14 protein-coding genes and 1 pseudogene are annotated in these 11,357 nt (G+C 50.0%); 10 read left to right on the top strand and 5 right to left on the bottom strand.

The genetic code is table 11. The features are described from left to right. Together IQ260_RS19650 and IQ260_RS19645 are read left to right on the top strand one after the other, a co-directional pair. Window positions 1–1,815: pseudogene (locus IQ260_RS19650) on the top strand (hypothetical protein); the annotation flags it as partial. A gap of 2 nt (window positions 1,816–1,817) precedes the next feature. Beyond that, window positions 1,818–3,359, top strand: a complete 1,542-nt coding sequence (locus IQ260_RS19645) for a hypothetical protein (RefSeq protein WP_193994793.1) — start codon at window positions 1,818–1,820, stop codon at window positions 3,357–3,359. Here IQ260_RS19645 and IQ260_RS19640 read toward each other — a convergent pair. Then, window positions 3,346–3,549, bottom strand: a complete 204-nt coding sequence (locus tag IQ260_RS19640; protein ID WP_193994792.1) for a hypothetical protein — start codon at window positions 3,547–3,549, stop codon at window positions 3,346–3,348. The genes IQ260_RS19645 and IQ260_RS19640 overlap by 14 nt on opposite strands. 135 nt (window positions 3,550–3,684) lie before the next feature. Here IQ260_RS19640 and IQ260_RS19635 point away from each other — a divergent pair, with 135 nt between their 5' ends. The 7 genes from IQ260_RS19635 to IQ260_RS19605 all read left to right on the top strand — a co-directional run bounded on the left by IQ260_RS19635 (window position 3,685) and on the right by IQ260_RS19605 (window position 7,058). Continuing rightward, window positions 3,685–4,311, top strand: a complete 627-nt coding sequence (locus IQ260_RS19635; protein WP_193994791.1) for a hypothetical protein — start codon at window positions 3,685–3,687, stop codon at window positions 4,309–4,311. Further along, window positions 4,311–4,619, top strand: a complete 309-nt coding sequence (locus tag IQ260_RS19630) for a hypothetical protein (RefSeq protein WP_193994790.1) — start codon at window positions 4,311–4,313, stop codon at window positions 4,617–4,619. Before IQ260_RS19635 ends, IQ260_RS19630 begins: the two co-directional genes overlap by 1 nt. Further along, window positions 4,612–4,953: a hypothetical protein gene (locus IQ260_RS19625; RefSeq protein WP_193994789.1), complete on the top strand. Its 342-nt coding sequence runs from the start codon at window positions 4,612–4,614 to the stop codon at window positions 4,951–4,953. The genes IQ260_RS19630 and IQ260_RS19625 overlap by 8 nt, the downstream gene beginning before the upstream one ends. A 4-nt stretch (window positions 4,954–4,957) precedes the next feature. Further along, window positions 4,958–5,386: a hypothetical protein gene (locus IQ260_RS19620; protein WP_193994788.1), complete on the top strand. Its 429-nt coding sequence runs from the start codon at window positions 4,958–4,960 to the stop codon at window positions 5,384–5,386. Continuing rightward, entirely contained in the window at window positions 5,387–5,971 is a 585-nt protein-coding gene (locus tag IQ260_RS19615; RefSeq protein WP_193994787.1) for a hypothetical protein, read from the top strand. A gap of 12 nt (window positions 5,972–5,983) precedes the next feature. Beyond that, entirely contained in the window at window positions 5,984–6,670 is a 687-nt protein-coding gene (locus IQ260_RS19610; protein ID WP_193994786.1) for a hypothetical protein, read from the top strand. Window positions 6,671–6,767: 97 nt separating this feature from the next. Then, complete coding sequence (locus IQ260_RS19605) at window positions 6,768–7,058, top strand: hypothetical protein (protein WP_193994785.1); 291 nt, start codon at window positions 6,768–6,770, stop codon at window positions 7,056–7,058. 167 nt (window positions 7,059–7,225) lie between these two features. On the opposite strand, the gene IQ260_RS19600 is transcribed toward IQ260_RS19605, so the two are convergent. The 4 genes from IQ260_RS19600 to IQ260_RS19585 all read right to left on the bottom strand — a co-directional run bounded on the left by IQ260_RS19600 (window position 7,226) and on the right by IQ260_RS19585 (window position 9,439). Then, the gene (locus IQ260_RS19600; RefSeq protein WP_193994784.1) at window positions 7,226–7,624 is read right to left on the bottom strand and encodes a hypothetical protein; all 399 of its coding nucleotides are present in this window, start codon (window positions 7,622–7,624) and stop codon (window positions 7,226–7,228) included. A 34-nt stretch (window positions 7,625–7,658) separates the two neighbouring features. Then, window positions 7,659–8,042 (bottom strand): hypothetical protein, encoded by a 384-nt coding sequence (locus tag IQ260_RS19595; RefSeq protein ID WP_193994783.1) that lies wholly within the window; start codon window positions 8,040–8,042, stop codon window positions 7,659–7,661. Between the two features lie 289 nt (window positions 8,043–8,331). After that, window positions 8,332–8,919 carry a hypothetical protein gene (locus IQ260_RS19590; protein ID WP_193994782.1) on the bottom strand — a complete coding sequence of 196 codons (588 nt, stop codon included), beginning with the start codon at window positions 8,917–8,919 and terminating at the stop codon, window positions 8,332–8,334. A 280-nt stretch (window positions 8,920–9,199) separates the two neighbouring features. Further along, entirely contained in the window at window positions 9,200–9,439 is a 240-nt protein-coding gene (locus tag IQ260_RS19585) for a helix-turn-helix transcriptional regulator (RefSeq protein WP_193994781.1), read from the bottom strand. A 561-nt stretch (window positions 9,440–10,000) separates the two neighbouring features. On the opposite strand from IQ260_RS19585, the gene IQ260_RS19580 reads away from it, so the two are divergent. Then, a partial coding sequence (locus tag IQ260_RS19580; RefSeq protein WP_228016277.1) for a hypothetical protein occupies window positions 10,001–11,357 on the top strand: 1,357 nt, incomplete at its 3' end.

Genomic DNA, 11,357 nt, shown 5'->3' with positions numbered 1-11,357 from the left:
GGTCAGATTACTGGCAATGAGGCAGCTGGGGCCATTGGTGCCGGTGTTGGTGCTACCGCTGGTTCGATTGCGGGTGGTGCAATTGGCAGTTTGGCGGGACCTGTTGGCACGGCAATCGGTAGTTGGGTAGGTGGCACTATCGGGGCTACTCTGGGGCAAGCCTTGGGTCAATCATTGTTTCCAAATCGAGTTGGGCCGAGCGATGATTATATGACTGCGGGGCCTGCTAACTTCACAGGTGGTCAGGGTTATCGGGTCTACTACAAGTTAGTTGTTGAAGCAAGAGTTCCCGCCCTTCCTAGCCTTGGCAAAACCGTTTATGGTAGGTCGGCCAGAATGGTTTATGGTCCTATCAGTGAGATTGGTCCAAAGATTCTCTATCAGGAGAATGTAGCCTCTGATGTTTCTGGTATTAGGGCGACTTTCTGGGGAAGAGATGGCAGGGGTAACTACATCTACTACAAAGATCAGAGCTTAGGCTTTCGGATGAATAATGGAAAAACTAGGGGGGGTATCTCGGCATCTCATCACGAAGACTGGGAGGTGATTAATATCGACATCACTCGAGCTGATGGCCAACCAGACACGGACGGTAACCCAGCTGGTACCCCTATTCCAGTTAGTCCACAGGGAGGCATTACTAACCCAGCCGCGATCGCACCCTCATCACCCCTCACGGCTCCCTCTCCTGAGCCTCCAACATTCCCCTTGCTTCCGCCTATTCCGCTGATACCGGCGCTGCCAGGTTTGCCGGGGACGGCTCCAACCAACACACCAGGACCAGGGCCAGAGAAAAAGACGCAGCCCGCTAAAACGCCGGGCTTTGCTCCTGGCGGGCAAACCAGACCAGCAGGAAAGCCTAACGCTGCACCAAAAGCAAACCCAAGTGCAGGTGGTGGTAAAGCCAGTCCGCCCTCTCCCAACAGAACAAAGAAAAATAACAATTGTGGCTGCAATAAGGGGATTTTGAATGGTGTCGAAAGTTTGTTAACTGGCAATGCGGGCAGTGTGGCTCAGGTTGGGCTATTGGCTCAAATTATGAACATGCTTCAGTCTGTCTCTTCTGTTGTCGGTGTAGGTGCCTTTCCTATTTCTGCCCCTGTGAACTTAAATGGAAAGGCATCAGGAGCTAAGAAAACAATCAATAATCTGGCTGAGGCTCATGTTTGGCAACGCGATAACTTGGATTCAACTATTGGCGGCTGGCCTAACACGATCCAAAATGCTGACACTGGCGCTAACATCGAAAACTTAACGGTTAGCGACTCCCTAGCGGAGATTCAAGGGCTGTTGATGGCCATGGCCATCGGTCAGGGGATTAGTCAACAGGGAATTTTTAAGACCCTAACAGAGACAACGGGCATCAAACAACAGTCAATGCTCGCGCGGCAATATGCCCAAGCTAATGCCGAGTATCTGGGCTACAACCTCAAACAGACTAGCCGACAGGTGCCTAATACCTATACGCCAGGAGTCGAGAACATTATGCAGCTGCTCAACCCTGGCAAAATTCCTATGGAAGCGGTCGAGAATGCCGACAACATGGATCTGCAAAGCTGCCTGCGGGAGCTATGTGCCAGCGCTGCTATTATTCGGGCTGTGTTTTTCCGTAACACAGGGACAGAGGATATTGAAACCGCACTACGGGAACGGTTGGACCAGGCTAAGGCGGTTAATGCTAAGGGCACTGATTTTGAAGAGTATTTGCAGCAGGTAGAGCAAGGATTTGGGCTATCGCAACCTTATGGGCGGGATGCCAGCAGCGGGCCACGGATTAGCGATCGCACCAACACCGACACCAATCAAGCACCGTAATCATGGGTCTATCGGTTAACTCATCTAACTTGTTTAGCCGAGTCAACAAGCGCACTCGGCAGTTTTCATCAGGTCTATTCAAGGGTAATGGCGCTCTTAGCGCTGTAGGAAGTGCTGCGGGCTCCATGTCGCTGGTGAACCATCTCAAGGGATTTGCCTTGGGAGCTGCACTGCAGGCAATTCCTAGCATGATTTGGAGCTTTAGCAGCCTGTGGAACCTGTTTTTTCAGTCAACCTTGCAGGTGTTTACATTTGACTGGAACCGACCAGACGACCAGCTAGACCAGCAAATCAAGGGGCAGTGGAACGCCTACGGCTCAGTACTCGGCAGTGTGGTTGGTAGCACCATCGGCTATCTGGCCTGTGGTGTACTGCCAGCTACGTCACTGTTTGCCATCGATGAGCGAATGGCCATGTATGTCGCTCAGGAAGTTGGGGAAGAGTTTATCGATGAGTTTATTGGTCAAGCGTCTGCGGCCATCCGGTTGGGGGCTCGCAACTTGGTCCAACAGGGGGCTTATGAGGTCTACAAAAACACCCGTCGATGGCTCAAGCAGGACAATAACCCGATGCTCAACCTGATTGTGGGCGAGGACCGAGCGCAGCAAATTAAAGCCAAATGGGGAGAGCAGAATGCCCAACCCTTCACCATCTATGGGGCGATTGATGAGCAAGTAGAAAAAATTCCCAGCCAGTTTTGGCGTAACTTCACCGAGGAAATGATCGACGAAGTGTTTGATAGCTGTATTGAAGCTGGGTATGTGGTGGCTTACAGCTTAGACGGCTGGTTTGCTCAGCAGAAGATGGGCCAGGCCGAGGCCGATCGCGTATTGGAAGTACAGCCGGATCGGAGCAATGACCGAGAGAAAATTATTATTGCCGGTCCTGAGAGTCATATTAAGGCAGCGCTACCTCAGGCCTTAATGGCTCACCAACTGATCGCAAATCGGGATATCGGCCAGGTGGTCGGCATGCCAGTCGATGACTATGTCAGAGAAAAAGATCTGAGTCTACGGCTCAAGTTTCAGCTATACAGCGTGGCGTCTCCCCCATTTGTGAGTCGTCGAGAGCGCCTGACACGGGTTACTATCACCGTGCCCGATGTAAAGCGATCAGCTCTGACCTGGCAGCGGCTAAGAAACGTTCTAGGGGGACCGAACGGCTATCTGTGGGGGCGGTATCGGGCCACGGCTAGGGTGGGACGCAAGCAGTATGTGTCTGTCTTTGGGGCAACGCCCGACGAGGCCGAAGACCGTGTGAGAGCTGTGATGACCCTTAGCAACTCAGATATTCAGACCGTAACCGTTACAGAAGAACGTAAGGCAGATCAACGCATCGTTCATCCCAGGCTACAGAAAGATGCTACACGGGTCTATCCCGGTCATGTGACCATCATCAACCGTCAGCGGGTGCTCGCAGCCGATCAGGGGCGGGTATCAGTTGATGGGGCATTTGTAGATCACCAAGCTCGGTTTGAGTTATGGCGATCTATCCCACCCGAAGACTTTGAGCAAGATATCGCCGAGCTGCTCAGGTTTGCCTAGATAACAAATAGTGTCGTTCTTTTTGAATCTGGTCTAGAACATCCTCAAGGCTCATATTGAGTTCAGTAGCTAGCCGTCTCACCAGGGTGATCCGTGGCCTGTACTGGTAAGGTCTGCCATAGCGAGTAGTGGCGCGGGTCATCGCTCGACGGCTGCGAGTACTCATACGGGCGTAGGCAATCAAGACCATGGCTGAGAATTATATGTGCTAAGCGCAACCCTTAAGGGTTGTAACTCCAGTAATCCCGCTAAAACCGTTGAAATCACTGAGTTCTAGCATTTTTCTGCTTGCTAAGTTTGCAATCGAAACGCAAAGGAGGGTCACATGGGCTCTATCTATGGCACTCGGACTAAAGTGGCGGTGACGCCCTTTAACGGGAGTGCAATCAATTATGGGTTTGCGACCAATATGGACGAGGGTGACCAGTCTGTGTTAGGTCACCAAAAAGTATCTGATGTGGCAGGCATTGTTATCTATGGAGCCTCGGCTCCTAAGCCGGGACGCATGAGTAAAACGAAAGCCTCCGGAGAGACAAACACCTCATTTGTTGACTGGCAGAAAATTAATGACGCGGAAGCGGCGGATTGGAAGCTGGTCAAAGGAGCTGTGAGACGACCTAAGTTAGGCCGTAGTCGTCGTAGCGTTCGGGTGAAGGCTGAAATTGCCCCCAACCTCATTAAGGTTTGGGACATGAAGCTGGAGCAGTTTAACAAAGTTGGCACTGATGACGCCGCCGCGTTGGGAGTCTCAGCCTATGTTGCCTCCGACCTTAACGCCAGCAACATCGTTACCAAAGAAAACAAGGTCGAGGGTGCCATCCTCTTTGGAGCCAAATCCGATCAGGGGCAGACGGTTGGCTTTATTGGCTACCAACAGGCGGATTCTGCCCCTGATGGATGGGCCGTATTTGCTAAGGCTCAGACTGACGATCCTAGAACTCCTGACACCTAATGAAAACAACGATAGCTGACGGTGTTATCGAGATTAAGATCTCGTATCAGGAGTCTGTTGAGAAGGGATGGCTCTCGAGGGGTGGAGTGATTCTTCCTGGCCATCCATTATTTAGTGAAACGCTCAATACGCCATCGGCTGATATCGTTGATGACCTTAGGTTTGGAGAGAGTTCTAATCAACGCCATCTTGTCTTTGGTGCTGATGGACTCATGAGAACAGCAACAGAATCCCAGTTGGATTGCTATATCCAGGATGGGGAATACGAACAACGTCTTGAAAGAATAGGGAGCTTAAACAATGGCTGATATCACAGCAACACAGATCAATGCCTATACGGGAACGAGTGTTTTCGTGACTGACTCAAACGGGAATGCCGCCTTGAGCCTGACTGCGCTGACAGGACAGACTGTTGGGATGGATGATCCGGTTAATGAGTCGGTTCTAAAGTTTCTAGAGGCGTGCTCTGGAACAGCTCAGGCTGAGTATGATGCTGACAATACGAATGATGCTCGCAGCAGCTACCCAGCGGCGAGCAAGACCCCGACGACAGCCAATGGAGAACCTATCTTGAGGGTGACAGCCACCGCCGTGGGCAAAGTGGTGATCACCAGCTCTCTCGATGATGCGGTAGCGCTGTAGGTTAATGGCGTGGCAGTACGCCGGTCAGGTACAGGTTAGTGGCCGCAGCTGGAGCCAGGTAATACCCGTTGCGTCTCCGCAGCTGCGGCTGACCTACCATTCAATCAATCCAACGGTTCTCAGGGTTCAGTTTTACGGCTGGTTACGGATTTTCTATGCTGAGCACGGACTCTATTCAGACCGTTGGGACCGGATATGGCCAAAAGTTGAACAAGAATTTGTCTCGCTGCATCCATGGGAGCCGGTACTAGGCCGACACGAAATCCAGTTTAGACAAGGTGGGCGACGAGTCGCGGTAGATGGCTGGTCTGTAACGGTTGAGTACTGGTTATCCCTGGATAAAACAGACGATCCTCTCGATGAAGACGATCTTGATTTACTAATCGGGGATGAGGCCTTCACGGTTGATGACCTCCCCATAGAGTTTACCTAGATGGTTGAATTTAATCAGTTATCCTCACTGGAGCCGAATGGGTCCGATGAGACTCTATTAGTACGTGACGGTCAGCCTTTTAGGTCAACGCTCACAGCGGTTTTAGATACGCGTTTTGCTGTAGCTAATGGCCTCCAATGCGCTGTTTTTGAAGAGCGTCGGAACAGCGGTGACAATGGCGGCTTGCTACAGCCCAATCAATGGGGCAAGCGCAACCTCAATCACAAACAAGGGACGCTCGGCACATTGCTAAACGGGGTGATTTCGCTGCCTCCGGGAAATTATCTGTTTAGTGGATACTCCTCGACCTTAGAGACCTCGAGCAGTCGGTGTAGGCTCGTTTCAACCGATTTGACCTACAACATTCCGGGCTTGAGCTGTTGGGCTAATCACTATACCAACCTGTCATTTGTTCAAGGAGTGATCAATCTCGAAAGCCCAAAAGACTTTCAGTTACAACACCGATGGCATCCTGACACTCTGAGTGACGGAACGACTAGACCGAGCAAGTCTTGGAATCTGGGCTATCGCACAGGGTTTGACGGACCAGAAGTCTATGCCTCATTACTGTTTATTCAATTCTAAGGACATCAAACAATGGTAACGACTGTTAATCAATCGGCGGTGGATTCAATGAGTTTACTCGGCCCACTGCTACCCAGTATGTCAAGTGATGCGATTAACGAGATGGCCGTTGCTCTGAGCAATCTCATTACAGGCAACTCTCAAGCCATTGCTTCTAACAACGCGGATATTTATGCTTTGCAACAGCAGGTTGCTAATTTGCCCAATCTGCAAGATGCCGAACGCCAAGAGGTGCTTAACCTGATTGGTGCAGAACTAGATAGTCTGAATATTGATACGAGTTTTGTCATTGATTACCGTGGTGACATCATTGATGCTCAGGTTTTTCTGCAGATGCTGGCAGACCAGCAGGCGGCTAAACCGACGGGAGTCGAAGAAGTCACGCGTACCGATGGGTACGTGACCAGTGCAAAGCTGACGTTTTCAGATGGAACCGAACAAACGGTGACCTTTACGCGCACGGTGACCGCTGATGTGGCGACCTACTTGGGTAAGATTCCGGATGGGGCAGGCGGTTTGATGGATGGATACGAGTTTAAGCTCGGGGTGCAAAGGCTGGACGTACCGGGGCTAAACTTGACCAAGTCGTGGGATGGCGATCTTATTAGTCAAAAGATGATCGTCAGTAATCTATCGGTTTCGTTTGTTGCTACTACTCCGCCTGATGACAACACGGATGAGGTGCCTGGGACACTCTAGCGCGTTGAAATAACCTTGAGACAGGCTTAACTTGAGAGAAGATATGATGGCCCGCTTGTCCGGGCTTTCTTATGACCGATTCTATAGAGCTTTGACAATGCAGTTTATTGTTGACAATTTGCCATTATTTCTGACTGTTATTTCAGCGTTGGCCACGGGCATAGGGTGGGGCGCTGCCAGAATCCGTCGTGGCTATGGTCTAGAGCGGGACATCAGGCACCTTAAGAATGACTATACAGCGCTCTCGAACAGTACTAACCAACTGATAACAGAGCTAGAGCGGAGGATGGATACAATAGAGAAAGAAATTGCTGTGATTCAAGGTATAAACCAGGTGTTCATGGCTCAAAGAGCGAGTCATGAACAATCATCAAGAGACAACTTGTAGGTAGAAAATTTCTACTATTTTGGAGGATAAAAAACCGTCTCAGAATCCTCCGAAACGGTTTTTGAATGCATTGATGTCTGAGATATCTGATTCGAATCTGGTTGCTACGCAAAGGCTTTAACGAAAGAATGGCACCTATGCGTATGCGACATTTGGGCTGAATAGCCTTAATTTAGACGAAGTCCTGATATCACTCCCAAACTCTGAAGATTTTCAAGTCTTTTGTAGGCTGCATGCATTATCTCTAACTCCATAGCATCAGCTAATTTCTTGATAGTTGTAATGGCGTAGGTAGAGCCCTGCTGCAGAGGCAGAAGTAGCTCATACGCTTTCTTTTGACCTGGAGACAGATTCCATGGATAGCGTTCATCAACGGTCAAATAGCAAACCTTCATACCATCCACAGCCATATCCTGGGATCCGTTAAATACTAAGGCTATGTTGCCGATGCATTTATCCACATCCGTATAGTCTGATGACTGACGCCATTGGGCATCATAGCCACCATCATGTTCGAGGTCTATGCACAAATGCTCTTGGCAGTTTTCTACGTGTATTTCGGTCATAACGAATCCTCAATCTAAATTCCATTATAGGGAATTACCAAAATGGCCAATACATTTCTGCATCTTGCTCTGATTCCTCGTAATCAGAATAATCTTGCTCTCGATCAAAACTAGGTTCTGTATCGTCGTCAACGGGTTCTCGATCTCCGTTTGGTTCTAAGTCTTCTTTAGGATCACAGTCTCGCTTTCCCCACCAACGCAATTCATTAGGGTCACGCGCCTCGACTGATAGCTCGGTTCTAGATCGAGAATATGTATCATCGGTATCTTTGGGGATGCCAGCGTTGCGTAGCCCAGTTCTGATCTCACTGGCCCCTTTTGTAGGGACTGTAAAAACAATCTGTTCCCCATCATCGTTGCTAACCTCAAAAGTTGTTGTATCTGGTTCTGTCGGGTTAAACCAATCAAACAATCCCATGATTTTTATTCTCCTGAATCTCCTAGTGAGTCACTAATTGCGTTGCTGCCAGTCCCGTAGTTAACGGTCAAGGTGTGGCCGTTGGGTATTGTGTAATAGTTGCTATGGGTGCCATGAGTATGCGGCTGTGGCGATAGCATGGCGTCGATACTTGTTCATCGTCTACGTTGTCTCTCTTGACGTTTTTTGTATTCCCTGTAGCGCTGGTAGTTGGAGTCTAGTGGTCCTTTGGGCGGGCTTAGGTATAGAAAGATAACAACCACTAGTAGCAGTGGAACAAGAAACATGCTCAGTCCTCCATGCGCTTTTTCCGCAATAGATTTACGGTGTCAATCTCCGTCTGAGTTTCGATCTTGAATCGAGCAATGCCGCGCTTAGTACCAGCAGCGCGAAAGGTGGCAAGCTCGGCCTCTGAGAAATTAGCCTCAGCCTGGTTGATGTCATCAATAAATGCTTCGAGATCGCTTAGATCCTGTTGGATAGCAAGCTCGGCTGAGGTGTGTTGATTACTGAGGGTGGCCAAGGCACCCCCCACCGATTCGGGCATTAGCTCACCTTCGATCACACCGACTGACTCCCACTCGTGCGAATAGCGGCGTTTGGCGTCAGTTACCCAAGCTGGGCGCTCAGCTGTGGCCACATCTTTAAATTCCAGAAACAAGGTACGGGCCAGCTCGGTGTATCCCTCTTTGGTTTTGAGTAGTGGCTCAGGAGCGACCTTTGACAGCCATGGAAACCAGCGAGTTCTCAGGGTGCTGTCTTTGGTATCGAGTTCATCGGCTAATTGTTTAGCTGAGTAGTGCGCGCCCGTGCATTCGACTGCGCGGCTAGTGTGCGGGGAGTGCATCTCTACAGTGTGCGGAAACTGTTCTTTCATTGCGCTAATCCTTGCAAATTGGTGGTTTTATGTGTGCGACTGAGTGCACGGGCGATGCACGACAAGTGCGCGATCGCATGCACGGCATATGTCAAATGAACGGAAAAAATGACATACAAAACTGTGACCACGCTGTGTGCAGCCTGCTTACCCTCGCGGGAGGGGTTGGATCACTGAGCTGAGTTATGGATAGGGCATAATTGAGGCAGTCCTTTTCGAGTTTGGATTGGACATTGCACCTAAGCTGGCCGTTACCCAGCTTAGGTGTTTAGCTTTTTGACTATGGGTTCTTTGCACTCCTCAACTCATCAAGAGCATCGGCTAAATCACTAATAGAGCAGCTGTAAAGCTCCATCAACTTTTCGACCTGTCGGAAGTCAAGACGGGGCTCTTTTCTTCCTGTCTCCCAGCTGCTGATTGTTGTAACTGTTACGCCCAGCTCCTCAGCAACTTGTCTTTGAGTTAGTGATGCTCGTTCTCTGAGTTTCACAAAGTTTTGATCTTTATCACTATCTGGCATAGCATAACATTAGCTATATAGCTATGGCTATAGCGCCAAGGCTATATAGCTACCTCTAACGACGTGCAAAGGGAGCAAGTTGGCAAACTGAGCCCTTTGCATGTCCCATTTTCGCCTCAGATGAAATATCTGAAACATCGAACACATGCACTATTCGAACGCTCGAGCCCCATTGCTTATTGCTAAAGACATAGTTCGTATTGCATAAGTTCATTCCCCTAGCCGTACAGCCGTCATGTTTTTTACTAGATGTCAAAATTTATACCGCTATGAGTTTGTGTACTGATAACTATGCGCGCTCTAAGCTTGAGCGACTCAATATCACTCTAGATATACACCTGAAAGTCTTCCCAGAGATAGCTCTAGAGCCGATCGTCTATTTACGGCAAGCTGAGCAGAGTCTACAGAAGGCCGGATTACTTGCGCCTCCCACTTACGTAAATTTTCTTAGCCTTTTGCAGGTAATCGGCACAGTCTTAAGTTTTGAAACAAACATGCAAAAAGAAGCCGTCGTTTTTAGCTCAAACGACGGCTTTCCAATGAATTCGATGTTTTTTACCCATGAAAATCCTAGAAGATCCGCTCCCAGAAAATCTATTGGGCATACGTATTTGTACCATATTTCCCTATCGATGGCGCTCCATTGAGCGACCAACCCAGGGTGGTGACTGGTCAACCAACCCCTACCCATTGAGGCCTAGGTCCTTGTGGCAGCGCTGGAAATCGGCGGAAACAGTTGTAGGCGTTAGGTTTGGCACGAATACAACCTATGGGTTGATCGATATCGACGCCGGGAGCGACTACCACAGCGAACAGGGTCTTGAGGACATCAAAGCAGCCTTAGAAACCATCGGCATAGTCCGTACGGTATTGATCCGTTCGTCCTGGTCTGGCGGCTGGCATCTTTACTGTCCTTTGGCAGACCCGGTATCAACCTTTGGCCTTGCCTGTGCCTTTCAACATGCGTTTGAGGCACAAGGATTATCGGTGTGTCCTGGGCAGCTCGAGACCTTTCCCAATATCAAGGCCTATGCTCGACCGTGGGAGATAACTGAGTACAACGGTCACAGATTGCCCCTACAGCCTGGTACTGGCAGCTGCATGATAGACCACAATCTGCAGCCAACTAGTGGAAACCTAGAGCGGTTTCTATGGGCTTGGGACTGTGCGGCAAAGCTGCAGGATGCTGATGCGCTGTCCGTGGCTATTACTCAGGGGCGTGAGGCTCAGAGTAAGCGCAAACAGCGACGCTACGGCAAGGTTGATCAATGGCGTGATGACTTGCGTCTAGAAATAGAATCGGGCTGGACTGGTCCAGGGCAAACCAATGCTTTGCTGCGTGCGATCGCAACCTATGGCCGTGTCTTTGAAGGCCTAGCCGACGATGAGTTGGCCATTTACATCGAGCAGATGGCATACGCTCGTCCAGGCTATCTGGAGTACTGCAATCACCAACCACAAATACCCAAAAAGTCAAAAGCCTGGTCACGATGGGCAACCAGGTTTTACTGGCCACTTGGTACCCCACCCCAGCGAGACAGTTCAGTTACAAGCAGCATCAACGATGAGCGTCGTGATGATGCTCGTAGACGGATTCAGCAAGCCGTCAATCGATTAGCTCAGTTGGGAGAACTCGCGGGCACGGTATCTCACCGGCTCGCCCAATTGTGCAAGCTGGCTCAGACCAGCGCCCAAACTCTATACAAAAATCTAGACCTCTGGCATCCGGATCGATGGTGTGTAATCCCCCAGCCTGAGGCCGTTTCACCGATCAAAGAGACTTGTAACGAACTGCAAGGCGATCTGCTGAAACCACTGCCAGACGGACCATTACACACCTTGCCCCCCTTATTGAGGTGTAGGGCCGTGACGAACCCTCCCAAAAATCTATTACCCAGGGGAGGAGAGGGGGTTATAG

It is taken from the genome of Leptolyngbya cf. ectocarpi LEGE 11479 (assembly GCF_015207065.1).
Taxonomy (GTDB): Bacteria; Cyanobacteriota; Cyanobacteriia; order Phormidesmidales; family Phormidesmidaceae; genus Leptothoe; species Leptothoe ectocarpi.
The sequence above is the reverse complement of the archived record's forward strand: the minus strand, read 5'-3'. Positions and strand labels throughout refer to the sequence as shown.